Genomic DNA, 25,177 nt, shown 5'->3' on the forward strand with positions numbered 1-25,177 from the left:
CAGCCCACGCGGATTACTGGAAGTCGCGCGGATCGGCACAGGCCGAGCATGAACCCCATCCGCGCCGGTTCCAGCACTCGGCGGCATTGGTCAGGCCCCGGAGGGCGGTCGGATTCGCGCCGGTTTCAGTGATCCGCCGCAGCTACAGCCCACGCGGATCACTGGAAGTCGCGCGGATCGGAAGCGGCTGTGCGTGGACCCGATCCGCGCCGACTCCGGACCAAGCGCAGTAGCGACAGGGGGCGGTCGGATCCGCGACGGTTCCAGCGATCCGCCGCAACTGCAGCCCACGCGGATCACTGGAAGTCGCGCGGATCGGCATGGGCCGAGCGTGAACCCGATCCGCGCCGGTTCCGGGGATCCGCCGCAACTGCAGCCCACGCGGATCACTGGAAGTCGCGCGGATCGGCATGGGCCGAGCGTGAACCCGATCCGCGCCGGTTCCAGCGATCCGCCGCAGCTGCAACCCGCGCGGATCACTGGAAGTCGCGCGGATCGGCACGGGCCGAGCGTGAACCCGATCCGCGCCGGTTCCAGCGATCCGCCGCAGCTGCAGCCGACGCGGATCACTGGAAGTCGCGCGGATCGGCACGGGCCGAGCGTGAACCCGAGCCGCGCCGGTTCCAGCGATCCGACGCAGCTGCAACCCGCGCGCATCACCGAAACTGCCGCGGATCTCGCCGACCGCGGGTGCGCAGCGCAGCTCGAACCCGGCGCAGTCGCGCACCGAGCACCCCGTAACACCGACCTCACCGCGCCCCCGCTGCGAGCGTGAGGTCGAATTCATCGACCGGTCACAACCAGAAGCGTTCCCGCAACACGAGTTTCCTATCTTTGGGCTTCCCCGAGATCAGGAGGCCGTCCGTGACCAGTGTGTCGGACCACAACGCAGCGACGTCCACAGCACCGACGTCCGCAGCCCCGGTGGTGCACAACCACCGCATCGCTCACTGGGACCCCGAGGACGTCGAGGCCTGGGAGGCCGGCGGCAAGCAGATCGCCCGTCGCAACCTGATCTGGTCGGTGGTGGCCGAGCACGTGGGCTTCTCCATCTGGTCGATCTGGTCGGTGATGGTCCTGTTCATGCCGATGGACGTCTACGGCATCGATCCCGCCGGGAAGTTCTTCCTGGTGGCCGTCCCCACGCTGGTGGGTGCGGTCTTGCGTATTCCGTACACCTTCGCCACCGCCACCTTCGGCGGCCGCAACTGGACCGTGTTCAGCGCGCTGGTGCTGCTGGTCCCCACGGTGCTGACGCTGTGGTTCATGGTCAACCCCGCCTCGTACACGACGTATCTGATCGTGGCGGCGTTCGCGGGCCTCGGCGGCGGCAACTTCGCGTCGTCGATGACCAACATCAACGCGTTCTACCCGCAGCGTGAGAAGGGCTGGGCCCTGGGGTTGAACGCGGGCGGCGGCAACATCGGTGTCCCGGTCATTCAGCTGCTCGGCCTGCTGGTGATCGCGACCGTCGGCAACACCGCGCCGGAGATCGTCTGCGCCGTCTATCTCGTGCTCATCGCGATCGCCGCCGTCGGCGCCGCGATGTTCATGGACAACCTCGACAACCAGAAGACCAACGGCCGCTCCATGATCGACGTTCTCCGCCACTCCGACTCGTGGTGGATCGCGTTCCTCTACATCGGCACATTCGGCTCGTTCATCGGCTACAGCTTCGCGTTCGGGCAGGTGTTGCAGATCAACTTCCTCGCCGGCCTCACCGACGGCGGCCCGGTCACTCCCGCTCTGCAGGCGCGCGCCTCGCTGCTCGCCGCCCAGATCGCGTTCCTCGGACCGCTTCTCGGCTCGCTGTCCCGACCGATCGGCGGCAAGCTCGCCGACCGACTCGGCGGCGGACGCATCACGCTCTACACCTTCGTGGCGATGATCTTCTCCGCCGGCATCCTGGTGGCCACCGGCATGATCGACGACGCCTCACCGGGCGCCGCGACCGGCACCATGATGACCGCGTACGTGGTGGGCTTCATCGCCCTGTTCGTCCTGTCCGGGCTGGGCAACGGGTCGGTCTACAAGATGATCCCCGCCATCTTCGCGGCGAAGGCCGCGGCGATGACCGAGGCCACCGCCGAGGAGCGGGCCGCCTGGTCCCGCACCATGTCCGGCGCGCTGATCGGCATCGCCGGTGCCGTCGGCGCCCTGGGTGGCGTGGGCATCAACCTGGTCCTGCGAGCGGCCTACACCGGCGCGGACAAGTCCGCCACCAACGCGTTCTGGGTCTTCCTCGGCTTCTACGTCGCCTGCGCCGGGGTGACCTACGGGGTCTACCTGCGCCGGTCGAATCGCGCAACGGTGGCGGTATGACCGTCGTCGAGATCGGTCCGGTCACCGACCGGCGCGAGCCCGCGGCCGTCGGTACCGCCACGCACTGTCCCTACTGCGGACTGCAGTGCGCCATGACGGTCACCGGCGACGGACCCGCGACGGCGACGGTCGAACCACGGCAGTTCCCCACCAACCGGGGCGGGTTGTGCCGCAAGGGATGGACGGCGGCCGACGTGCTGCGCGTCCAGGATCGACTGACCACTCCGCTCGTCCGGGTGGACGGGGATCTGGTCCCCACCTCCTGGGAGCACGCACTCGACCTGGTCGCGAGCACCCTGAGGAAGCTCCGTGCCGAGCACGGGCCGGATTCGGTGGGCGTGTTCGGGGCGGGGGGCCTGACCAACGAGAAGTCCTACCTGCTGGGCAAATTCGCGCGCGTCGCGTTGGGCACCTCCAACATCGACTACAACGGTCGCTTCTGCATGTCGTCGGCCGCGGCCGCGGGTAACCGGGCGTTCGGACTCGACCGGGGCCTGCCGTTCCCGGTGTCGGACATCGGATCCGCCCGCGCCGTGCTGATCCTCGGCGGGAACGTCGCGGAGACCATGCCGCCCTTCACCGCGCACCTCGCCACCGCCGCGGCGGCCGGGGGGCTGATCGTCGCGGATCCACGACGCACCCCGACGGTCGACCGGGCGCTCGCGGCCGGCGGTGTGCATCTCCAGCTCTCGCCGGGAACGGATCTCGCTCTCGCCCTGGGTATGACGCACCTCGCCGTCGTCGAGGGCTACGCCGATCGCGACTACCTCGACGAGCGCACCGAGGGGTTCGACGCCTACTGGGCGACGGCCGCGCAGTGGTGGCCCGAGCGGGCCGAGCGGGTCACCGGGGTTCCGGTCTCGCGGATGCGCGAGACCGTCCGCGCCCTCGCGGAGTCCCGCGACGCCGGGACCGGTGCCTACGTTCTCACCGCACGCGGCGCCGAACAGCACGCGTCCGGGACCGACACGGTCTCCGCCGTCATCGCCCTGGCGCTGGTTCTCGGTCTGCCCGGCAACCGGGGGACCGGTTACGGGGCTATCACCGGGCAGGGCAACGGTCAGGGCGGACGCGAGCACGGGCAGAAGGCGGACCAGCTGCCCGGCTACCGATCGATCTCCGATCCCGCCGCGCGAGAGCACGTCGCGGGCGTGTGGGGTATCGACCCGGCCGACCTACCAGGTCCGGGCCGGAGTGCGTACGAACTGCTCGATTCCCTCGGCCGTGCCGACGGCCCGCGCGCGCTGCTGGTGCACGGGTCCAACCTCGCCGTCTCCGCACCCCGTGCCGCGCACGTCGTCGACCGCCTCGACGCCCTCGAGCTGTTGGTGGTGACGGATTTCGTCCTGTCCGAGACCGCTGCTCGCGCCGACGTGGTGCTGCCGACGCTCCAGTGGGCGGAGGAGGAGGGCACCATGACGTCCCTGGAAGGGCGAATCCTGCGTCGCCGCCGGGCACTTCGCGCTCCGGACGGCGCTCGCGGTGAGCTGGACATTCTTGCGGACCTGGCGGAGCGGCTCGGCCAGCCCGCGGACCGCTTCCCGCGTGACGCGGCCACGGCGTTCGAGGAACTCCGCCGTGCCTCGGCCGGTGGCCCGGCCGACTACTCCGGAGTGACCTACGCGCGGCTCGACGCCGGCGAGGCGCTGCACTGGCCGGTCCCCGCCGTCGATCACCCGGGGACACCGCGACTCTTCCTCGACCGGTTCCGAACCCCCAGTGGGCGTGCACGATTCACCGTGGTCGATCACGTCGGACCCGCGGAGACCGTCGACGAGGACTTCCCCCTGCTCGCCACGACGGGCCGGGTCCTCGCGCACTACCAGTCGGGCGCTCAGACCCGCCGCGTCGCCGAGCTGGTCGACGCGACGGGACCGATGTTCGTCGAGGTCCACCCGGACACCGCGGAGCGAGCCGGCCTCGCCGACGGAGACGCCGCGTCCGTCGTCTCACGTCGCGGAACCACCCGCGCCCGGGTGAAGACCGAGGCGACGATGCGGCTCGACACCGTCTTCCTCCCGTTCCACTTCGCCGGGGCCGAGCGCGCCAACCTGGTGACCAACGACGCTCTCGATCCCACCAGCCGCATGCCCGAATTCAAGGTCGCCGCCGTGCGATTGGAGCGCGCGTCATGACCGATTCCACCGCACCGCACCGCGTCGTCGTGGTCGGCAACGGTCTGGCCGGCGCACGGCTGCAGGACGAGGTTCTCCGCCGCGACCCGGCCGGCGAGCGCGTCCGCGTGGTCGTGTACGGCGACGAGCCGCACCCCGCGTACAACCGCATCCTGCTCTCCACCGTGGTCGCGGGTCGACTGCGCCCCGAGGACATCGGGCTGCGTCCCTCGTCGTGGGCCGACGACCACGCCGACCGGACGCACCTCGGGGTGAGCGTGACGGGTATCGATCGCGCGCGCCGGACGATCACCCGATCCGACGGTCGCACCGACACCTACGACACGCTGGTCCTCGCCACCGGCTCGTCCGCGGCGCTGCCGCCGGTCCCGGGTCTGCGTGACGACGACGGGCAGCCGGCGCCGGGCGTCGTCACCTTCCGCACGCTCGAGGACTGTGCCGTCATCGCCGCGTCGGCCGGGCCCGGATCCCGCGTCGTCGTCGTCGGTGCCGGCCTGCTGGGCGTCGAGGCCGCCCGCGGCGCCGCGCTGCGCGGCGCGCAGGTCACCGTCGTCCATCCCAAGACCCACCCCATGGAGAAGCAGCTCGACCGGGCCGGGGGAGCCGTCCTCGCCCGCGTCCTGCGGGAACTGGGCATGGACATCGCCCTGGGCGCCCGGGCCGCCGCCGTGCGACACGTCGACGGTGCGCTGCAGGTCGACCTGACCGACGGCACGTGCGTCGACGCCGATCTCGTCGTGGTCACCGCCGGCGCCCGCCCGAACACCGACCTCGCCGTCGCGTGCGGACTCACCGTCGGGCGCGCCGTGGTGGTCGACGACCGGCTGCGCACCTCCGACCCCCACATCCGCGCGATCGGCGACTGCGCCGAGCATCGCGGCGAGGTGTACGGACTGGTGCAGCCGGCCTGGGAGATGGCAGCCGTCCTCGCCGACGACCTGTGCGGCGTCGACGGCTCCGCCTACGAGGGCAGCGCCGTGGTGACGCGCCTCAAGGCGCACGGCATCGACCTCGCCTCGATGGGCTGCGTCGAGACGCCCGACGACGACGAGACCGAAGTCCTCACCCTCAGCGACCCCACCCGTGGCCGTTACGCCAAGGTGCTCGTCCGCAAGGACCGCCTGATCGGCGCCGTCATGCTCGGCAACCCCGAGGTGGTGGGCACGCTCGGCCAGTACTTCGACGCCGGCACACCCGTCCCGAGCGACCGCATGACCCTGCTGCTGGGGCACCTGGCCGGCGGTCCTGCCGAGACGACCTCGCCGTCGACCATGCCCGACGCGGCCGTGGTCTGCCGCTGCAACACCGTCACCAAGAAGCACCTGGTGGCGGCCTGGCGACGCGGGTGTCACACCACCGCCGCGATGGCGCAGGCGACCCGCGCCACCACCGGCTGCGGCAGCTGCGTCTCGGCCGTCGACGGACTCTGCGAGTGGCTGCACCGTGCCGATCCACCCACCGCCGATCCACCCACCGCCGATCCACCCACCGCAGACCCACCCACCGCCGATCCACCCGCCCCCGCTTCGTCGCCCGATCCCCGCCCCACCAGTCTCGTGAGGAGCTCGACATGACCCGCACCGCAGTCGTCGTAGGACACGGCATGGTCGGCCACCGATTCGTGGAAGCGCTGCGTGCCCGCGACACCGACGGCGACTGGACCGTGACCGTGCTGTGCGAGGAGCCGATCCCGGCGTACGACCGGGTGGGCCTGTCGTCCTACGTGGGCACCTGGGACCACCGCGAGCTTGCGCTCGCCGGGAACGAGTACGCCGCAGACGACGCCGTCACGCTGCGCACCGGGGTACGGGCCGTGTCGGTCGATCGCGACCGACGCGTCGTCGTCACCTCGGATGGGGACTCCGTCGCGTACGACGCGCTGATCCTGGCCACCGGCTCGTACCCGTTCGTGCCGCCGGTGCCCGGCCACGACCTCGATCGCTGCTTCGTCTACCGCACCGTCGACGATCTCGACCGGATTCGCGCCTGCGCCGACGCGGCGGGCGAGGGTGCGGTGGGCGTGGTGGTCGGCGGCGGTCTGCTCGGACTCGAAGCGGCGAATGCGTTGCGGCAGTTGGGCATGACGCCGCACGTCGTGGAGTTCGCACCGCGACTGATGCCGCTGCAGGTCGACGAGGGCGGCGGTGCGCTGCTGAAGCGGCTGGTCTCCGAACTGGGTGTCGTCGTCCACACCGGCGTCGGCACGTCGGCAGTCGCGGACAACGGCCACGGTATCGACGTCACCCTGGCGGACGGGACCGTGATCGACGCGTCGCTGCTCGTCTTCTCGGCCGGCGTGCGCCCCGCCGATGCCCTGGCTCGTGAGGCCGGGCTTCCCCTCGGCGAGCGCGGCGGCGTCCTCACGGACACGACCTGCCGTACCGAGGATCCGCACGTCTGGGCCATCGGCGAATGCGCCGCCGTCGACGGACGCTGCTACGGGCTGGTGGCGCCGGGATACTCCACCGCTGAGGTCGTGGCCGACCGATTGGTCGGCGGCGCAGCGGAATTCCCCGGTGCGGACCTGTCCACCAAGCTCAAGCTGATGGGTGTCGACGTCGCCAGCTTCGGCGACGCACTCGGCGTCACCGACGGCGCGCTCGAGGTGGTGCTCAACGACGCCGCGAAGCGGACCTACGCCAAGCTGGTCCTGTCCGACGACGCCTCGACCCTGCTCGGCGGCATCCTGGTCGGCGACGCGTCCGCGTACGCGACGCTGCGGCCGATGGTGGGCCGCCCGCTGCCCGGCGATCCGGCGTCGTTGATCTCGCCGGCCGGCGAGAAGATGGGGATCTCGGCGTTGCCCGACGACGCGGAGGTCTGCTCCTGCAACGGCGTCACCAAGGGCGCGATCTGCTCGGCGATCGCGGACGGTGCGTGCGACCTGGCCGCGCTCAAGGGATGCACCACCGCCGGCACCACGTGCGGGGGCTGCCTGCCCTCGCTCAAGCAGCTGCTGGCCGCGGCGGGTGTCGAGATGTCGAAGGCGTTGTGCGAGCACTTCTCCCAGTCCCGACGCGAGCTGTTCGAGATCGTGTCGGCCACCGGGATCCGGACGTTCTCCGGCCTGGTCGCGGCGCACGGTCGCGGCGCCGGGTGCGACATCTGCAAGCCCGTCGTGGCGTCGATCCTGGCGTCGACGTCGTCGGAGCACATCCTGGGCGGCGAGCAGGCCGCGCTGCAGGACACAAACGACCACTTTCTCGCGAACATCCAGAAGAACGGCACGTACTCCGTGGTGCCCCGGATGCCGGGCGGGGAGTGCACGCCGGAACAGCTCATCGTGATCGGCGAGGTGGCTCGCGATTTCGGTCTGTACACCAAGGTCACCGGCGGCCAGCGCATCGACATGTTCGGAGCCCGGGTGGAGCAGCTGCCCGCGATCTGGAAGCGGCTGGTCGACGCCGGTATGGAGAGCGGTCAGGCCTACGGCAAGTCCCTGCGCACCGTGAAGAGCTGCGTCGGCTCGACCTGGTGCCGGTACGGCGTGCAGGACTCGGTGGGCATGGCCGTCGATCTCGAACACCGCTATCGGGGTCTGCGGGCACCGCACAAGATCAAGTTCGGCGTCTCGGGCTGCGCGCGCGAGTGCGCGGAGGCTCGCAGCAAGGACGTCGGCATCATCGCCACCGAGAGCGGCTGGAACCTCTACGTCGGCGGCAACGGCGGACAGTCGCCGAAGCACGCGGTCCTGCTCGCCTCCGGTCTCGACGACGAGACGCTGGTGCGCTACATCGATCGCTACCTGATGTTCTACGTCCGCACCGCGGACCGGCTGCAGCGGACGGCACCGTGGATCGAGAGCCTCGAGGGCGGGCTCGATCACCTTCGGAGCGTGGTCTGCGACGACTCCCTGGGCATCGCGGCCGACCTCGAGGCGGCGATGGCCGCGCACGTCGAGGGCTATCGCGACGAGTGGAAGGGCGTTCTCGAGGACGAGGAGAAGCTGGCGCGGTTCGTCTCGTTCGTCAACGCCCCCGCCGAGCCGGACCCCACCGTCGCCTTCGACGAGTCCGGGGCCCGCAAGGTTCCGGTGCTGCTGGGGATGCCGAGCACCACCCGCTAGGGCCGACCGTCAGGACCACACACACGGGCAACGGCGCCGTAACCGACGAGAAACACCTGCCCCGTAGAACTGGCTGCGGGTCACCACTCCAGGAGGTATCCATGACCGTCATCGATTCCCGTCCCGTTGCTTCGCACTCGACCGACCGGTGGGTTCCCGCCGCGCGCCTGGACTTTCTCGTTCCCGGCCGCGGCGCCGCCGTCCTGCTGCCGAACGGACGGCAGGTGGCCGTCTTCCGGTTGACCGACGACAGCGTGTACGCCGTCGACAACATCGACCCCTTCGGGTGCGCCGCCGTGATGTCCCGCGGCCTGGTGGGGGACCGGGCCGGCGAGCCGACCGTCGCCTCGCCTCTGTTGAAGCAGGTATTCTCGCTGGTGGACGGCCGTTGCCTCGACGAGCCCACCGTCATTCTGGACACCTACGAGGTCCGGGTGCGCGACGGTCTGATCGCCGTCGCGGACCGGCCCCGCACGAGCGGAACGGAGTACTCCACGCCGTGACTCGATCGTCCGACCCCTCCTCTCCGGTGGGAGTGGCCGACCCCGACCGCCCGCTGACCGGGTTCCGGATCGGAATCACGGCAGCGCGCCGGGCCGACGAGCTGGCGACGCTGCTCACGCGGCGGGGCGCGGAGGTGCTGCATGCGCCGGCCATCCGCCTCGTGCCGCTGGCCGACGACGTCGAACTCGAGGCTCGGACCCGCGAGATCGTCGCCGCGCCGCCGGATCTGACGGTCGCCACCACGGGAATCGGGTTCCGCGGCTGGGTCGAGGCGGCGGAGGGATGGGGCATGGCGGACGAGCTGCTCGGCGCGCTCTCGGCCGGGCGGGTCATCGCCCGCGGCCCCAAGGCCACCGGGGCGTTGCGCGCCGCCGGCCTGCGCGAGGAGTGGTCCCCGGAATCGGAATCCTCCGCGGAGGTGCTCTCGCACCTGCTCGCCGACGGGGTCCGCGGACTGCGCGTCGCGGTGCAGCTGCACGGAGCCACCACCGAGTGGGAACCGCTGCCGGACTTCTGCGACGGGCTACGCGACGCCGGCGCCACCGTCGTCCCGGTGCCCGTGTACCGGTGGGTGCCGCCGGACGACCCGGCACCGATGGACCGGCTGATCGAGGCGGCGGTCTGCCGCGAGCTCGACGCCGTCACCTTCACCAGCGCCCCCGCGGTCGCGTCGATGATGATGCGGGCGGCGGAGACAGGCCTGGTCGCTCCGCTCCAACACGCGTTCCGGACCCGAGTGGTACCGGTCTGCGTGGGACCGGTCACGGCCGGACCGTTCGACGCGATGGGCATTCCGACCACGGCTCCCGCGCGTGCCCGCGTCGGTGCGCTGGTGCGGCACGTGGCGGACGAGCTGCCGGCCCGCGTTCCCACCGTGCACTGCGGCGGCCACGCCCTGCGCATGCTCGCGACCACGGTGCTCGTCGACGGGGAGCCGCGTGCGGTGCCCCGCGCCGGGTTGGCCGTCCTCGACGCGCTGGCCCGTCGCCCCGGCGCCGTCGTGTCGCGCGAGGACCTGCTCGCGGCACTGCCCGGCGGTGGGGACGACACCCATGCGGTCGAGACCGCTGTCGCCCGGCTGCGGTCGGCCCTCGACGCCCCGGGCGCCATCGCGACCGTCGTGAAGCGGGGGTACCGCCTGGACCTGGACCCGTCGCCCGACGACGGTGTCCCCACCGTCGACCACGAGGAGCGCGTGCCGTGACCGATCCTGTTCTGCTGCTCGTCGCCCACGGCACGCGCAACCCCGCCGGCGTCGAGACGATCGCCCGGCTGGCCGATGCCGTCTCGGTCGTCCTGTCCGATTCCGATTCCCGGCCCGGCCCGTCGGTGCGGGTGGCGTTCGTGGACGTTCTCGGACCCTCGCCCGCGGACGTCCTGCGGGACCTCCCGGCCGACGCGCCGGTGATCGCCGTCCCCGCGTTCCTCGCGTCCGGATATCACGTGCACGCGGATCTGCCGCGCGAGATCACCGAGAGCGGTCATCGGCACGTGCACGTCACGCCGGCCATCGGCCCCGACCCCGCGCTCGCACGGGTGCTGGGCGAGCGACTCCGGGAGACGGGTCTGCGGCCCGGGGATCGGGTGGTGCTGGCCGCGGCCGGCTCGTCGGACGTGCGAGCGCTGGCCGACGTCCGGACCGCCGCGGATCAGCTCGAGACCGTGGTCGGTCGTCCGGTCGAGGTGGCCTACGTCGCCACCGGGGAGCCCCGCGTCGCCGACGTCGTGGCGACGGCACATGCCGAGGGCGATCGTGTCGTCATCGCGTCGTACCTGTTGGCGCCGGGGCTGTTCCACACCCGGCTCGGTGCGACGGGAGCAGCCGGAGTGACCGAACCGCTGGGCGTGCACCCGGGTGTGACCGAGCTGGTGGTGGCCCGCTATCGAGCCGGGGTCGACCTCATCTCGGCGGCAGCGGCACGATCTCGACCGCATCGGTCGGCTCCCGGCCGGGACTGACCGCCGCCAGCGCGTCGCAGTCCACCAGCGCGGCCAGGTGGGCCGTGCGAACGGAGTCCGCGACGCGCCACCGTCCGTCCTCCGTCGTCGTCGCGGGCAGGAGGCGCGTGACGGGGGACGACGAGATCGGTTGTGCCGGAAGGCCGTACTGGCGTCGCGGCGCGCGTCCGCCCGTGAGGGCTCGCGCGACGTCCGGCAGGATCGCGCAGGCGGTAGCGACCGCCGCGAACGGGTTGCCGGGGAGTCCGATCACGAGGCGACCGGACGGTGTCACCGACACCGACGTCGAGCCGCCCGGGCGGCACGCCAGTCCGCGCACGATCGGACGGGCACCGGCGCGGGCCAGTGCACCGGCCAGCGGGTCTGCCGCGCCGAACCCGGTGGCGCCCACGATCACCACCACGTCCGCGTCGCCGTCGGCGAGCGCCGCGTCGAAGTCGTCGTCGGTGTCGCGGCAGCGGCGGGTCGACGCCGGGTTCAGGCCGCACCACCGAAGGTACTGCGGCAGAACGGGACCGACGGTGTCGCGAATCGCCCCCGGCGGCGGGTCCACGAGGTCCGACAGTTCGTCACCGGAGAGCACCACGTCCACGCGCGGCGCAGCGCGGAGCAACACCGACTCCACGCCCGCGGACAGCGCCGTCGACACCAGGGCGGGAGTGATCGGGTGACCGGCCGGGGCGAGTACCGCCCCGACGGCCCAGTCCTCGCCGACCCGTCGGGCGTCGTCGCGCGTCGGGGCGTCGGGCCGTCGGCGGAGGTCGGCACCCGAGCGCACGGTGAACTCGTCGCGAATCACGGTGGTCCCGACGGGAACCGGTGCACCGGTGGCGATGCGGACCGCCCGTCCGTCGGCGACGGCGGTCGTCCCGCCGGCTCCGGCGGTGACGACGACGCGGTCGTCGACCACCCACGGTCCCGGTCCGGCCACCGCCCACCCGTCCATCGCAGAGGTGTCGAAGTGCGGGAACGGGCGCACGGCCACCATCGGGTCCGCCAGGCACCCACCCGAATGATCGGACGGTCGGCCAGGTCGACTCGGCAGGGGAGCGAGGCGGGCGCGGATCGCCCGACGCGCGCGGTCGAGATCAGGGAGCCGCTCGGCCCGGGTGCGCGCCGCCGCGAGGTCCTCGGGCGTGTCGACGTCCTCGACGTCGTCGAGGGCGAGCGTCGCCGTGGCCTGTGGCAGCGCCGCACGCACCGAGGGCCCGCGTTCCATGGTGTCGTCGACGCCGTCCAGCGCGGCGGCGACACCGCGCTGCAACGCGCCGCGGCGCCAGGCGCCGACCAGGTACTGGACGCGGCCCGCGCCGTCGGTGGCGAACACGGCGTCCGCCTCCCGGGAGCGAAGGGCGCCGACCAGGCTGCGCAGCGCGTTCTCGTGAACGAACGGCAGATCGGCGGACACCGTGAGAACCACGTCGTCGTCGGACGGAGTCACGTACTCCTCGCCCCGCTCGATCGCCGCGAGTCCGGCGCGCAGTGCGCGGACGGGACCACCGAAATGCGGTGTCTCGCGGGTGAATCGGAGATCGGTCGCGGCGGGGGCATCGAGGTCGGGAGGGCGCGGACCGACGACCACGACCCGATCGCAGAACGCCGTGGCCGCCAGAGCGTGGCCGAGGAGTGTGCGTCCGTCGACCGTCGCGAGGACCTTGTCGGTGCCCGGCATCCGAGAGCCGCGACCTCCGGCGAGAACGATCGCGTCGACGCCAGGAGAGCGTTCCGGCATCACCCGAGCCTAGTGCAGGCGTCGTCCGTCGACCGCGTCGCCGCCGACGACGTGGCTACGCGGCGGGCCGGCCGGGGCGCATCGGCCACCGGAGCGCACCGTCGCTGCCGTGGCGAGAAGGGCCAGTACGAGGAGGAAGAGCAGTCCACCGAACATCATGGAATCGAGTGTGGACCGGTCGAGGGTGTCCGCGAGCGGTCCACTGTGCGAGAGTGGACTCATGACCGAACCGTCCCGCCTCCGGGAGTCCGTCACGGCCCGCACACTCGCGCAGAGCCTCGACATGACCGCTGTGCTCGGACGCGTCGGGCCGATGTACGCGAGCCTGGCGCGCGATCTGCAGCGGCTCGTGGAGGACGGTGCCGTCGCGGCCGACGCGCGCATGCCGTCTGAGCGCGTGCTGGCCCGCGTCCTCGGGGTCTCGCGGGTCACGGTCGCCTCCGCCTACCGGGAGCTTCGCGAGCAGGGCGTGCTCACGTCGGTGCACGGGGCCGGCACGTTCGTGGTTCCGCGATCGGACACCCGTCCCTGGGGCCGGCTGGTCACCGGTGACGGGCCCGACGTCCTGGAGTTCGTCAACGCCGCACCGCCCGCGTCGTCTTTCCTCGGCGCCGCGTACGAGGCAGCCGCCCGCGGGATCGCGACTACGTCGGCGCACCCCGGGTACGTGCCGGGTGGGGCCTTCCGCCTGCGGGAGGCGATTGCGCGGCGCTACACCGCTCGGGGTCTGCCGACGACGGCTGACCAGATCATGATCACCGCGGGCGCCACCGACGCGATCCACGCGGTGGTCGCCGCGCTCGTCGGGCCCGGTAACCGCGTCCTGGTGGAGCACCCCACGTACCCCGGTGCGCTGGACACGCTCCGTGCCGTGGGCGCGACCTGCATCCCCGTCGCCCTCGATCCGAGTGATCCGGACGCCTTCGTCGATGCCGCCGATCGTGCTGCGCGGCAGCACGATCCGGTACTCGCCTACCTCATGCCCGATCATGCCAACCCGTCCGGCACGGTACTGCCGACCGACACGCGTCGTCGCCTGGCCGCGACTCTCCATCGCCGCGGTGTGGTGACCGTGATCGACGAGGTGTCCGTCGACCTCGACCTCGACGGACACGGACCGACCGAACCGTTCGGCGCCCCGGTGCCCGATCGCGCCGCGGTGACCGTGGGGTCGCTCAGCAAGTCCGTGTGGGGCGGACTCCGGGTCGGGTGGGTCCGGGCCGACGCGGCGCACCTGGCCGCCGTCGCGACCGTCTACAGCGCGCGCCAGTTGACGGTGTCGCTGATCGACCAGTACGCCGCGATCGAGCTGCTCGGCGACTACGAGGCCGTCGTCGCGCATCGATGCGATCAGCTGCGGGCGAGCCGCGACGCGCTCACCTCCGCGCTGACCCGGTCGCTTCCGGACTGGTCGTTCCGGTCGCCGTCGGGCGGACTGTCGCTCTGGTGCACGCTGCCCGCGGGGGAGCGGTCGACGGAGCTCGTCGATCGCGCGCGGGAGCGTGGCCTGATGCTCGCCCCCGGAACCCGATTCGGCACCGGTTACGCGTTCGACGACTGCCAGCGCATCCCGTTCACGCGCACTCCCGAGGAGATCGAGGACGCCGTGGCCGTGTTGGCCGAGCTCATGGGTGGCGCGAACGCCGGCCCGAGGGAACGGGTCCCGTCGCGCGCGGTTCCCGAGGCGGTGGTGTGACCGTGGTCCACGAGCGGATCGGCGCCCGCGAGCACCGCGGTGTCACTGACGCGGCGCCGCCGCGGTGGTCGTGAGCAGGTCGGCGACGATGGCCGCTGATTCCGGACCCTTCGCCTGCGGGACCATGTGGTCGCAGTCGAGATCGACGAAGGTGACGTGGTCGAGCTCCGCGGCCAGTCGCTCCCGGCACGCGTCCGACAGGTACGGCGGGTGCACCCGGCTCGCACGCACCACCACGGTCGGGACCGACGCGGGCGGCACGGCCATCGGGCGCGCCAGTTCGCCCCAGGACCCCACCACGGCCGCGGTACTCGTGCGCCACCGCACCCGACCGTTCTCGGCGTCGATCAGATGCTCCGCGAGTTCCTCGTCGAGCAGCTCGGTCGGGACGTCGTTCCAGGCGCCGTGCACCTTGTCCGAGCGGGCCTCGTCCGCGTCGGTGTAGTCGTCGTGTCGTACGGTCGATTCCGCGACCTCGAGCAGGCTGTCCGGCGGTAGTTCGGCCGCTGGGTCGAGCAGTACGAGCCCGGTGACGGCGGCGGGCTCGGTCCGGGCCAGGTGCAGAGCCAGGGCGCAACCGTAGGAGTGGCCGACCACCACGGCGGGCCCGCCGCCATGGGCCGCGAGGACCGCGGACAACCGGGCCACCTGCGCCTCGATGGACCACGGCGGTGTGTACGGGGCGTGTCCGTGACCGATGAGGTCCGGCGCGATCACCCGCGCGTGCGGCAGGTGCTCGCTCCATGCCCGCCAGCGTCGACCGTGCCCGGTCATGCCGTGCACGGCGAGCACCGTCGGGCCGTCGGTGGGGCCGAAGAGATGAACGGACGGGTCGGTCATCGAAGCTCCTCGCGCGGCGGTCGTGTCGGACCCCCATGATGCAATCGCGGCATGAGGGAGAGGACGTCGGGTGGCTCGGCCGGGGCGCCGGTCGCGGGCGCGCGCTTGGTGCGCCCGCTGCCCGTGGAGCGGGTCGAGCGTCGGTGGCCGGTGGACTGTGCCTCGCTGTTCGCTCCCGGTGACGCCGGGTTCCGGCGGGTACTCGGCGGACCGGGGACGGGTAAGACGTCGCTGGTGGCGGACGTCGCGGTGGCTCGTATCCGGGACGAGGGGGTCGATCCGGAATCGGTGCTCGTCCTGACCCAGTCCCGTCGTGCGGCGGTCGACATGCGGGAACGCATCACCGCGGGGCTCTTGGCGCGCGGGGAGAGCGCGTCCGTCCGGCGGGCCACGCGGGAGCCGCTGGTGCGCACCGTGCACTCCTATGCCTTCGCCGTGCTGCGGTTGCAGGCATCCGCCCACGGCAATCCGCCGCCCCGGTTGCTCACGAGCGCGGAGCAGGACTCGATCGTGCGCGAGATGCTGCAGGGGGAACTGGCCGACGGCGCGACGCGGTGGCCGGAGCACCTGCGACCGGCGCTGGGGCTGTCCGGCTTCGCCTCCGAGGTGCGGAACCTGGTGCTCCGGGCCGCGGAACGCGGTCTGGGCCCGGAGGATCTGGTGAAGCTGGGTCGCCGGCACGCGCGGCCGGCCTGGGTCGCCGTCGGACAGTTCGCCGCGCAGTACGAGCAGGCGATGGTCCTGCGTGGGTCGGTCGGGGTCGAGACGCCGGAGGCGACGTCACCAGGCCTCGACGCAGCGGAACTCGTCGGCTCGGCCCTCACCGCGTTCGCCACCGATCCGGACCTGCTCGCTCGCGAACGCGCGCGGATCCGCCACGTCCTGGTGGACGACGCGCAGCATCTCGATCCTCAGGCCGCCACGATCGTGCGCGCCGTCGCGTCCGGGGCCGGGACGGTGCTCGTCGTGGGGGACCCGGACCAGACCGTGTATTCCTTCCGCGGCGCGGACCCGGCGTTCCTCCTGGAGGATCCGGAGACGCGAATCGTGTTGACGCACAATCATCGTGCCACCGCCGCGGTCGGCGCGGCGGCCGCGGAGGTTGCCCGGAACCTGCCCGGTCGCCACGACCATCGCGGCGCATCCGGGTATCGCGACGACGTCGTCGTCGACCGGTCCGCTGACCCGACCGCCGATTCGGTCGACGACGCGGTGATCGGCGGTGCGGCCGACCCGTCGAGGCGGACCCGCGCCGTCGCACCGGCGCGGGTGGTCGTCACCACCTCGGCCGCCAAGGAGGCGGCTGTCGTGGCGGACACCGTGCGTCGGGCGCACCTCGGCGACGGTGTCGCCTGGTCCCAGATGGCCGTGATCGTGCGATCGGTGCCCCGGTCGGCGGCCCCGCTGCGGCGGGCGTTGCTGGCTGCCGGCGTTCCCGTGGTGACTTCGGCCGCCGCCCTACCGTTGTCGCGGCAACGCGGGGCGGCGTCCCTGCTCGGGGTGCTGCGTGCCGTCGCCGCGAGCCGGAGCGCGGATCCGGCCGGTGCGGCGGACTTCACTGTCGACGATGCGTTCGCACTGCTCGAAGGCCCCATCGGCGGGGCCGACCCGCTGTCGCTTCGCCGTCTGCGCCGGGGCCTGCGCCGAGCGGAGGTCGCTCGGGGCGGAGATCGTGACTCGGCGGACCTGGTCCGCACCGCCGTGCTCGGCGACGGCAGCTCCGGTACCGCCGTGCTCGGCGACGGCAGCTCCGGTACCGCCGTGCTCGGCGACGGCAGCTCCGGCACCACCTCGCTCGACGTCGGCTCTCTCGTCGACACGTTGACCGACGTCGAGGCCGCGCCCTTGCGCCGAGTGCGCAAGGTGGTGCGCGCCGCGGCCGCGGCGGTCGGTCCGGACGGGCGTCGGGTGGAGGACGCGCTGTGGGCCGCGTGGACGGCGACCGCGCTGGAGCGGCGCTGGGTCGCGGCGTCGGCGCGGGGCGGCCCGCTCGGCGCCCAGGCCGACCGCGACCTCGACAGCGTGGTCGCGTTGTTCGACACCGCCGCGTCGTACGTGGACGCGCTTCCGCGCAGCACCCTGGGCGGCTTCGTCGATCACGTGCTCGACCAGGAGATCCCGGCCACCGAGGGGCGCCGCGCCACCGTCGTCCCCGACGCGGTCCGAATCGTGAGCGCCCACGCGGCGGCCGGACGTGAGTGGGACGTCGTGGTCGTGGCGGGGGTGCAGGACGGGCTGTGGCCGGCGCTCCGTCCGCGCGGAACGCTGCTCGGTGTCGAGGACCTGCTCGACGTCGACGCGGGTGTCACCACCGCCGCGGGCGACGTCGACCGCCGACTGTCTCGCACGGCACCGCTGCTGGCCGAGGAGCGTCGCCTGTTCCTGTCCGCCTGCTCGCGGGCGCGGGAGGCACTGCTCGTCACCGCGGTCGACTCGGTGACCGGCGGCGAGGAGACGTTGCGCTCCCGGTTCGTCGACGAGCTGATCGCCTCCGGCCGCGTCCGGGTGGACGAGGGTGCGACGGGGACGCCGGACGGTGCGGACCGGATCGCGGACAGCCGTGTGCTGGCCCTGCCCGACATCGTGGCCGAACTGCGCGCGGTCGTGTGCGACGAGACGGCGGCGCGGGTGGACCCCGGGCGACATACCCGGGCGGTCGGTGCGCTGGCTCGGCTCGCTGCGGCCGGCATTCCCGGTGCGCATCCGGACACCTGGTACGGCACCGGGGGGGCGAGCACCACGGCGGCCCTGTGGGTTGCGGACGGGGAGGACGGCGAGGGCGGGGCCGCCGTCGCGTTGTCGCCGTCGACCGTGGAGGTGTTGTCGACCTGCCCGTTGCGCTGGGCGCTCGAGCGGCACGGCGGTCGGGACGGCGACACCGTCCACGCGGTCACCGGCAACCTCGTCCACACCATCGTGCAGGCGGTCGCCGGGCGTGTTCCTGCGGAGGAAGTTCGCCGGGAGCTCGACCGGGCCTGGAGCGCAGTGGATCTCGGCTCGGAGTGGTACTCGCGACGGGAGCTCGCGCGGACGGCGGCCATGATCGACACCTTCCGCGACTGGATGCAGCGTTCCCGTGGCGAGTTGACCGAAGCAGGCGTCGAGGTGCCTGTCGACGGGGTGCTCGAGCCGCGGTCGCCCGACGAGCCCACGGTGCGGCTGCGGGGCCGGATCGACCGCCTCGAGCACGATCCGGACGGCCGCCCGGTGGTGGTCGACGTCAAGACGGGCAAGAACGCGGTGACCAAGACGGCCGCCGCCGAGCATCCGCAGCTGGCGACGTACCAGGTGGCGCTCGCGGCCGGCGCCGTCGAGGGCGAACCGGCGGCCGAACCCGGCGGTGGCCGGCTCGTCTACGTGGCGCAGACCCATCGCTCCACCGGCGCCGTGGAACGCACACAGCCCGCCCCCACCACGGAGCAGCTGGAGGAGTGGCGAGACACCGTCGTTGCCGCGGCTGCGGCCACGCGGGGGCCGACGTTCGAGGCGCGGGTCAACGACGGGTGCCGCCACTGCCCGGTGGTGGCGGCCTGCCCCGCGCAGGATCGAGGGCGGCAGGTGACGGAAGGATGACCGGTGACGGTGAAAGGTCGGGTGACGGGGGCATGACGGGGGGCGACGCATGACGCGCGGCACCGCATCCGAGGAGCGCGTGGACGCGACGGTCGACCCCGCGGACCTTGCTCGTGCGCTGGGTCTGCCGACGCCCACGGACGAGCAGGCGGCGGTGATCGCCGCGCCGCGAGGGCCTTTGCTGGTGGTCGCCGGTGCGGGGGCGGGCAAGACGGAGACCATGGCCGCACGGGTGGTCTGGATGGTGGCCAACCGGCTCGTCCGGCCGGACGAGGTACTGGGCCTGACGTTCACCCGCAAGGCCGCCCAGCAGTTGGCGCAGCGCATCCGACAGCGGTTGTCGCGGCTCGCGGGGTCCGACCTCGTCACGCGTCTGGATCCGAGCGGCGACCTCCGTCGGGACATCGTGTCAGGTGAGCCGGAGGTCTCCACGTATCACGCGTACGCCGGGCGGCTCCTCGACCGATACGGCATGGTGCTGCCGCTGGAACCGGCGACCTCGCTGGTCTCCGATACCGAGCTCTGGCAGATCGCGTTCCGGGTGGTGTCCGACTGGGACGGCCACATCGACACCGACAAGATCCCCTCCACGGTCACCCAGCAGGTGCTGGCGCTGTCCGGTCAACTGGCCGAGCATCTCGTCGAGCCGGCCGATCTTCCGGCGGTCCGCGATGCGCTCGCGATACTCGTGGCCACCCTTCCGCCGGGTCCTTCGCAGCGCGACGGGGATCCGACCAAGGCACTGACCACGGTGGTGTCCGTCCAGGACGATCGCATCGCGATGCTGCCCCTCGTCGAGCGACTGCACGAGGCGCTGCGGCGAGAGGGCCGGCTGGACTTCGGGCGGCAGATGTCACTGGCGGCGCGTCTGGCCGCCGACCACGCCGAGGCGGGACGCGCGGAACGCGAGCGCTTCCGGCTCGTCCTGCTCGACGAGTATCAGGACACCGGGCACTCGCAGCGAGTTCTGCTGTCCTCGTTGTTCGGCCGAGCGCAGGACACCGCGCTGTCCGTGACGGCCGTCGGCGACCCGATGCAATCGATCTACGGCTGGCGCGGAGCCTCCGCCGCCAACCTGCCCCGGTTCGTGACCGACTTTCCCGCCGCCCGGCGGCGTGGTGCCGCGGTACTCGCCGATCGACGGTTCCTTTCCACCAGCTGGCGTAACCCGCCGGAAGCACTGGTGCTGGCCAACGCGGTGGCGTCGCCGCTCCGCGAGCGAGGGGTCGCCGTCGAGGAACTCACGGCCCGGCCGGGCGCGTCGGCGGGCGATGTACGCCTCGCCCTCACCACCACGGCGGACGAGGAACGCGCCTGGGTGGCCGACGTCATCTCGCGGGAGTACGAGGACGCTCGACGTCGGGACGATCCGCCCCCCACCGCGGCGGTGCTGATTCGTCGCAACGCCGACGCGGAACCGATCGCAGAGGCCCTGCGCCGCCGCGGGCTCCCGGTCGAGGTGGTCGGGCTCGGCGGACTGCTGCGCACACCCGAGGTGGCGGACCTGGTCGCGGTACTGCGCATGCTCTCGGACCCCCTCGCGGGTTCCGCCGCCGTGCGGATCCTCACCGGGGCGCGATGGCAGATCGGTATCGCCGACCTGCGTGCGCTGTCCCGACGAGCCCGAGCCGTAGCCGCCGGTGCCGGCCACGGCCGCACGGGCGCGGTCACCGACGTCGACGATCTCGCGCAGGCGCTGGGCGACGTCCTCCCCGGGGAGCGCTCGGAGGAATCGGGACTCGTCGACGCCATCGCCGACCCGGGGGATCCGTCCCAGTACTCCGCCGCCGGGTACGCGCGGGTCACCGCACTCGGTGCAGAACTGCAGACGCTGCGCACCCGGCTGGGGCAGCCGCTCCCGGATCTGGTGGCGGACGTCGAGCGAGTGCTCGGGCTCGGCATCGAGGCCGGCGCTCGGACGCGCTACGCCGGGGCCGGCGGTGCCGCGCGTATCGCCGGGGGACGCGAGCACCTCGACGCGTTCGCGGACGTCGTCGCCGATTTCGCCGACCAGCGCACCGCCACCCTGGGCGGTCTCCTGGCCTACCTCGCCGCCGCCGACGACGTCGAGGACGGGTTGGAGCCGGGGGAGGTGGAGGTCGATCCGCATCGGGTGCAGATCCTCACCGTGCATGCGGCCAAGGGGCTCGAGTGGGAGGTCGTGGCCGTGCCGGGCGTGTGCGCCGGGGTGTTTCCCTCCACCCGTGGTCAGCCGACCTGGATGACCACCGTCGCCGAGCTGCCGCCCGACCTTCGAGGAGACCGAGCGCAGCCGGGCGAGGCGGCGGACGGTGTCCCGGTGCTCGACGTGTCGGATGCCGCGCACCGCGCGGACCTCGAGACCGCCATCGACCGTCACAAGAAGGCGCTCGCGGGACGTCGACTCGACGAGGACCGCCGGCTGTTCTACGTGGCCGTGACGCGAACCGAACGGGTTCTCCTGGTCTCGGGGCATCACTGGTCGCCGGGGTCGAGTCGGCCCAAGGGGCCGTCCCCGTTCCTGTCGGAGCTGAAGGCGCTCGCCGACGCGAGGGCCGACGCGGGCACCGTGGTCCGGTGGGACGACGCGCCGGCCGACGGCGCCGCGAATCCGTACGAGGACCGTGTGGTCTCCGCGCAGTGGCCGGCCGACCCGCTCGGGGTGCGGCGTGCCGCCGTCGACGCGGGCGCCGCGGCGGTCCGGGAGGCGATGGCGAGTCGGGCGGACGACCCGACCGACGGGACCGGCCCCGAGGCGGAACGGGACGATCCCGAGGGGTGGCACCGCGACATCGACCTGCTGTTGGCCGAGCGTGAGCGCGTCGCCCCGGGAATCACCGACGTGCCGGTCCCGAACACGCTGTCGGTGAGCCAACTGGTGGACCTGGTGGCCGATCCCGATCGGCTGGCCGGAACGCTGCGACGGCCGGTGCCGTTCGCGCCGAACCCGTTGGCGCGCCGTGGAACCGCGTTCCACGCGTGGGTGGAGCGGCGGTTCGGGGCCACCCGCCTGCTCGACCTCGACGAGTTGCCCGGCGCCGCCGACGGGGCGACCGGATCGGACGCCGATCTCGAGGGCCTCCAGCGTGCCTTCGACGCCTCGCCGTGGGCGCTGCGCAGTCCGATCGAGGTGGAGGTGCCGTTCGAGACGTCGGTGGGGGGTGTGGTGCTCCGGGGCCGCATGGACGCGGTGTTCGCCGACACCGACGGCGGATTCACGGTGGTGGACTGGAAGACCGGCGCCCGACCGACGCCGGCGGAGGAACGGGCGGTGGCACTGCAGCTCGCGGCCTACCGGGTGGCCTGGTCGGAGCTGGCCGGCGTGCCCCTGGACCGCGTCCGGGCGGCGTTCCACTACGTCCGGTCGGGAACCACGGTGGCGCCGCAGGATCTCCCGGACGCGGACGCTCTCGCCCGACTGGTGGGCTCCGCGGCTAGCGCGGACCCCGCGAGTACACCGACCACGCCTGCGTGATCAGTGGGATCTGCAACGGAAGCCGCAGCACCACACCGACTTTCTGCGCTGTCGACGTGCGGGTGCTCCGCAGCCAGAGCACGGCCATGTTGACGTTGGCCGGGAACACGGCCACGAAGAACGCGGCGGCGGCCGCACCGGTCACCCGACGGGTGCGCGGCGCCGCGAGCCCGGCGGCCAACGCGACCTCCGCCGCTCCCGAGACGTAGGTGTACGTCCGGGCCGATCCCGGCAGCGCCCGGGGTACCTGGGCGTCGAACGGCGCCGGAGCGACGAAGTGCAGCACGCCGGCGCCGCCGAGGAGAACGGCGAGGCGCGTCGCGGCGGCGTCGGTGCGGGAGGAACTGCGTCGGAGTCCGAGTCGGAGTCGGGGGCGGGCGCGTCGGGTCATGCCGACGAGCCTGCCACGGGCGCAGCGGACGGGCTTCCGGTCGGTTCGGGTCACCCGGCCCTGCGCTCGGTTACAGTCGCATCGGTCGACGCGAGCGCGCTCGACGACGCCCGAGGAGCGAGGACGACCAGACGATGGCGGGACGGTTGCGTAGGCGGCTGCAGAACACCAACGCCGCGCTCACCGATCGGCCGGACTTCGCGCTGGTCGGCGTGCTACGCATCCCGGAATTCGAGTCGAGCCCGTGGCGGGCGATCTATCGCCGCATCGTCATCGCCCTGATCGTGCTCTTCGTCGCGGCCCTGGTGGTCTACGTCGACCGCGACGGATACGCCGACAATCAGGGCGACGACCTGTCGTTCCTCGACGCGTTCTACTACACGACGGTGTCGCTCTCGACCACGGGATACGGCGACATCGCCCCGATCACCCCGTCCGCGCGCCTGGTCAACATCCTCGTGATCACGCCGCTGCGCGTGTTCTTCCTCATCCTGCTGGTCGGCACCACCCTGGCAGTTCTCACCGAGCGTTCGCGGCAGGCGTTCAAGATTCAGCGATGGAGGCGAAACGTGCGCAACCACACGGTGGTCGTGGGCTACGGAACGAAGGGGCGGACCGCCGTCGACGCCATGCTGGGCGACGGGATCTCGGCGTCCGAAATCGTCGTCGTCGACACCGATCAGACGGCGTTGGACGCGGCGGCCAACGTCGGTCTGGTCACGGTGTACGGCTCCGCCACCCGCAGCGACGTCCTGCGCCTGACCGGCGCGCAGTACGCGGCGTCGATCATCGTCGCGACCAACCGCGACGACACCGCCGTGCTCGTCACCTTGACCGCACGGGAGATCGCGCCCAAGGCGAAGATCGTCGCGGCGGTGCGCGAGGCGGAGAACGTCCATCTGCTGCGTCAGTCGGGTGCCGATTCGGTGGTCGTGTCGTCGGAGACGGCGGGACGCCTGCTCGGCATCGCGACCACCACTCCGTCGGTGGTGGAGATGATGGAGGACCTCCTGACGCCGGAGGCCGGGTTCGCGATCGCCGAGCGCGAGGTCGAACGCGACGAGGTGGGCGGATCACCGCGCCATCTGTCCGACATCGTCCTGGGCGTGGTGCGGGACGGTCGCCTGGTCCGGGTGGGTGCGCCCGAGGTCGACGCCATCGAAGCCGACGATCGCCTGCTGTACATCCGCCGTGTGAGCGCCTGATCGGCGCCTCGCTCGGGGCGGCGCGGCGGGCGGCCGGGTGACGGCTCGCTAGGGTCGTGAGGTGTCCTTCGCACTCGTCACCGAGCCCATGCTGTCGCGGTCCCCGCTCGATCGGGCGGAAGAACTCCGCAAGGACTCCGACGCGTTGACGGCGGGATGGCCGACGGCGTCGGTGCTGCGCGTCGACCCGGTCGGCCGGGTCCCCGTCGCCGACGGGGCCGTGGCCATGATCCCGGCGACGGACGTCGCCGACGCACCGCCGACCGACGCCGTGTTCCTCGGCAGGGCCGAGGGTCGGCATCTGTGGGCGGTTCCGGTCGAGTCGCTCGGGGGCGAGACCACCGACCTGCGGTCCTTCGGAGACGTGCTGACCGAGTCCTCCGCCGGTGTCGTCGTCACGGCGGTCGCCCTGCTGAACTGGCATCGCAGCGCCCGCTTCAGTGCGCGGGACGGCTCGCCGACGAGACTGTCGGCCGCCGGGTGGTCCCGAGTGTCGGAGGCCACCGGGCACGAGGAGTGGCCGAGGTCGGATCCCGCGATCATCGTGCTGGTCCACGACGGCGCCGATCGGGTACTGCTCGCGCGACAGCCGACGTGGCCCGAGCGACGGATGTCCGTTCTCGCCGGGTTCGTCGAAGCGGGGGAGTCGCTCGAGACGTGCGTGGTGCGCGAGGTGCGCGAAGAGGTCGGTCTGGGCGTCACCGACATCGACTACCTCGGAAGTCAGCCCTGGCCGTTTCCGCGGTCCATCATGATCGGTTTCGCGGCGCGAGCGGATCCGGACGCGTCGCTCGCCTTCACCGACGGCGAAATCGCCGAGGCACGGTGGTTCCACCGCAGCGAGGTCGAGTCCGCGCTGGCCGCCGGTGACTGGGCGGCCTCGACGTCGGCGCCCTTGCTCCTGCCCGGATCGATCTCCATCGCGCGCGCGATGCTGGAATCGTGGGTCGCCCGCCACTGATGCTTCCGGGCAGGGCGAGCCGGCGGCCTGGACCTCAGGCGATGCCGAGTGCCTTCCGCACCTGTGCCAGGGACGGGTTGGTGGCCGTCGTGCCGTCCGCGTACTTCACCGTCGGCACGACGTGGTTGCCGCCGTTCACACTGCCGACGAACTCCGCCGATGCCGGATCGGCTTCGATGTCGATCTCGGTGTAGGCGATGCCGTTCTCGTCGAGCTGGGTCTTGAGCCGGCGGCAGTAGCCGCACCACGACGTCGAGTACATGGTCAGAGCCGGTGCGTGCGAAGTGTCTGCTGTGGTCACGTTCGGTCAACGCGCGGCCGTGCCCGGATTGTTCCGTC

General features: G+C 72.4%; 17 protein-coding genes. 12 read left to right on the forward strand and 5 right to left on the reverse strand.

Annotated elements, in window-relative coordinates:
- Positions 1–924 precede the first annotated feature (924 nt).
- From BMZ18_RS03755 to BMZ18_RS03785, 7 genes are all read left to right on the forward strand, one after another.
- Positions 925–2,322, forward strand: a complete 1,398-nt coding sequence (locus BMZ18_RS03755) for a nitrate/nitrite transporter (RefSeq protein ID WP_139203835.1) — start codon at positions 925–927, stop codon at positions 2,320–2,322.
- The gene (locus BMZ18_RS03760; protein WP_068362381.1) at positions 2,319–4,457 is read left to right on the forward strand and encodes a molybdopterin oxidoreductase family protein; all 2,139 of its coding nucleotides are present in this window, start codon (positions 2,319–2,321) and stop codon (positions 4,455–4,457) included. The genes BMZ18_RS03755 and BMZ18_RS03760 overlap by 4 nt, the downstream gene beginning before the upstream one ends.
- Positions 4,454–6,031: an FAD-dependent oxidoreductase gene (locus tag BMZ18_RS03765; protein WP_074921777.1), complete on the forward strand. Its 1,578-nt coding sequence runs from the start codon at positions 4,454–4,456 to the stop codon at positions 6,029–6,031. Before BMZ18_RS03760 ends, BMZ18_RS03765 begins: the two co-directional genes overlap by 4 nt.
- The gene (gene nirB, locus BMZ18_RS03770; protein WP_068101857.1) at positions 6,028–8,523 is read left to right on the forward strand and encodes a nitrite reductase large subunit NirB; all 2,496 of its coding nucleotides are present in this window, start codon (positions 6,028–6,030) and stop codon (positions 8,521–8,523) included. The genes BMZ18_RS03765 and nirB overlap by 4 nt, the downstream gene beginning before the upstream one ends.
- Before the next feature lie 101 nt (positions 8,524–8,624).
- Positions 8,625–9,026: a nitrite reductase small subunit NirD gene (nirD, locus tag BMZ18_RS03775; protein ID WP_068360219.1), complete on the forward strand. Its 402-nt coding sequence runs from the start codon at positions 8,625–8,627 to the stop codon at positions 9,024–9,026.
- The gene (locus tag BMZ18_RS03780; protein WP_082894858.1) at positions 9,023–10,231 is read left to right on the forward strand and encodes a uroporphyrinogen-III synthase; all 1,209 of its coding nucleotides are present in this window, start codon (positions 9,023–9,025) and stop codon (positions 10,229–10,231) included. The genes nirD and BMZ18_RS03780 overlap by 4 nt, the downstream gene beginning before the upstream one ends.
- Positions 10,228–10,986 (forward strand): sirohydrochlorin chelatase, encoded by a 759-nt coding sequence (locus BMZ18_RS03785; protein WP_068360204.1) that lies wholly within the window; start codon positions 10,228–10,230, stop codon positions 10,984–10,986. The genes BMZ18_RS03780 and BMZ18_RS03785 overlap by 4 nt, the downstream gene beginning before the upstream one ends.
- Here the strand turns inward: BMZ18_RS03785 and BMZ18_RS03790 are convergent.
- Positions 10,928–12,718 (reverse strand): NTP transferase domain-containing protein, encoded by a 1,791-nt coding sequence (locus BMZ18_RS03790; RefSeq protein WP_068360202.1) that lies wholly within the window; start codon positions 12,716–12,718, stop codon positions 10,928–10,930. The genes BMZ18_RS03785 and BMZ18_RS03790 overlap by 59 nt on opposite strands.
- A 9-nt stretch (positions 12,719–12,727) precedes the next feature.
- Complete coding sequence (locus tag BMZ18_RS19300) at positions 12,728–12,940, reverse strand: hypothetical protein (RefSeq protein WP_068360200.1); 213 nt, start codon at positions 12,938–12,940, stop codon at positions 12,728–12,730.
- Here BMZ18_RS19300 and BMZ18_RS03795 point away from each other — a divergent pair.
- A complete protein-coding gene (locus tag BMZ18_RS03795; protein WP_068105804.1) occupies positions 12,939–14,414 on the forward strand; it encodes an aminotransferase-like domain-containing protein in 1,476 nt (491 codons plus the stop codon). The two genes, BMZ18_RS19300 and BMZ18_RS03795, sit on opposite strands and share 2 nt — an antisense overlap.
- Before the next feature lie 42 nt (positions 14,415–14,456).
- Here BMZ18_RS03795 and BMZ18_RS03800 read toward each other — a convergent pair whose 3' ends face one another.
- Positions 14,457–15,254 (reverse strand): alpha/beta fold hydrolase, encoded by a 798-nt coding sequence (locus tag BMZ18_RS03800; RefSeq protein ID WP_068101843.1) that lies wholly within the window; start codon positions 15,252–15,254, stop codon positions 14,457–14,459.
- Between the two features lie 51 nt (positions 15,255–15,305).
- On the opposite strand from BMZ18_RS03800, the gene BMZ18_RS03805 reads away from it, so the two are divergent.
- A complete protein-coding gene (locus BMZ18_RS03805) occupies positions 15,306–18,827 on the forward strand; it encodes an ATP-dependent helicase (RefSeq protein WP_068360197.1) in 3,522 nt (1,173 codons plus the stop codon).
- A 49-nt stretch (positions 18,828–18,876) separates the two neighbouring features.
- The gene (locus tag BMZ18_RS03810) at positions 18,877–22,281 is read left to right on the forward strand and encodes an ATP-dependent helicase (RefSeq protein ID WP_074921779.1); all 3,405 of its coding nucleotides are present in this window, start codon (positions 18,877–18,879) and stop codon (positions 22,279–22,281) included.
- Here the strand turns inward: BMZ18_RS03810 and BMZ18_RS03815 are convergent.
- Complete coding sequence (locus BMZ18_RS03815) at positions 22,241–22,672, reverse strand: DoxX family protein (protein ID WP_068360232.1); 432 nt, start codon at positions 22,670–22,672, stop codon at positions 22,241–22,243. The two genes, BMZ18_RS03810 and BMZ18_RS03815, sit on opposite strands and share 41 nt — an antisense overlap.
- 134 nt (positions 22,673–22,806) lie before the next feature.
- On the opposite strand from BMZ18_RS03815, the gene BMZ18_RS03820 reads away from it, so the two are divergent.
- Together BMZ18_RS03820 and nudC are read left to right on the forward strand one after the other, a co-directional pair.
- Positions 22,807–23,877, forward strand: a complete 1,071-nt coding sequence (locus BMZ18_RS03820) for a potassium channel family protein (protein ID WP_068101834.1) — start codon at positions 22,807–22,809, stop codon at positions 23,875–23,877.
- Between the two features lie 88 nt (positions 23,878–23,965).
- Positions 23,966–24,838, forward strand: coding sequence for an NAD(+) diphosphatase (nudC, locus tag BMZ18_RS03825; protein WP_068360229.1), 873 nt, complete (start codon positions 23,966–23,968; stop codon positions 24,836–24,838).
- 34 nt (positions 24,839–24,872) lie between these two features.
- On the opposite strand, the gene BMZ18_RS03830 is transcribed toward nudC, so the two are convergent.
- Positions 24,873–25,100, reverse strand: coding sequence for a mycoredoxin (locus BMZ18_RS03830; protein ID WP_068101829.1), 228 nt, complete (start codon positions 25,098–25,100; stop codon positions 24,873–24,875).
- Positions 25,101–25,177: the final 77 nt, after the last annotated feature.

The sequence above is a fragment of the Rhodococcoides kroppenstedtii genome (assembly GCF_900111805.1).
GTDB classification, from domain to species: domain Bacteria; phylum Actinomycetota; class Actinomycetes; order Mycobacteriales; family Mycobacteriaceae; genus Rhodococcoides; species Rhodococcoides kroppenstedtii.

Excerpts from the sequence above, each read along its gene's own strand:
- BMZ18_RS03820 (WP_068101834.1), top strand. The coding sequence starts at position 22,807 with ATGGCGGGACGGTTGCGTAGGCGGCTGCAGAACACCAACGCCGCGCTC.
- BMZ18_RS03805 (WP_068360197.1), top strand. The coding sequence starts at position 15,306 with ATGAGGGAGAGGACGTCGGGTGGCTCGGCCGGGGCGCCGGTCGCGGGC.
- BMZ18_RS03800 (WP_068101843.1), bottom strand. The coding sequence starts at position 15,254 with ATGACCGACCCGTCCGTTCATCTCTTCGGCCCCACCGACGGCCCGACG.
- BMZ18_RS03790 (WP_068360202.1), bottom strand. The coding sequence starts at position 12,718 with ATGCCGGAACGCTCTCCTGGCGTCGACGCGATCGTTCTCGCCGGAGGT.
- BMZ18_RS03760 (WP_068362381.1), top strand. The coding sequence starts at position 2,319 with ATGACCGTCGTCGAGATCGGTCCGGTCACCGACCGGCGCGAGCCCGCG.
- BMZ18_RS03765 (WP_074921777.1), top strand. The coding sequence starts at position 4,454 with ATGACCGATTCCACCGCACCGCACCGCGTCGTCGTGGTCGGCAACGGT.
- BMZ18_RS19300 (WP_068360200.1), bottom strand. The coding sequence starts at position 12,940 with ATGAGTCCACTCTCGCACAGTGGACCGCTCGCGGACACCCTCGACCGG.
- BMZ18_RS03810 (WP_074921779.1), top strand. The coding sequence starts at position 18,877 with ATGACGCGCGGCACCGCATCCGAGGAGCGCGTGGACGCGACGGTCGAC.
- BMZ18_RS03795 (WP_068105804.1), top strand. The coding sequence starts at position 12,939 with ATGACCGAACCGTCCCGCCTCCGGGAGTCCGTCACGGCCCGCACACTC.
- nirD (WP_068360219.1), top strand. The coding sequence starts at position 8,625 with ATGACCGTCATCGATTCCCGTCCCGTTGCTTCGCACTCGACCGACCGG.
- BMZ18_RS03830 (WP_068101829.1), bottom strand. The coding sequence starts at position 25,100 with ATGTACTCGACGTCGTGGTGCGGCTACTGCCGCCGGCTCAAGACCCAG.
- nirB (WP_068101857.1), top strand. The coding sequence starts at position 6,028 with ATGACCCGCACCGCAGTCGTCGTAGGACACGGCATGGTCGGCCACCGA.
- nudC (WP_068360229.1), top strand. The coding sequence starts at position 23,966 with ATGCTGTCGCGGTCCCCGCTCGATCGGGCGGAAGAACTCCGCAAGGAC.
- BMZ18_RS03815 (WP_068360232.1), bottom strand. The coding sequence starts at position 22,672 with ATGACCCGACGCGCCCGCCCCCGACTCCGACTCGGACTCCGACGCAGT.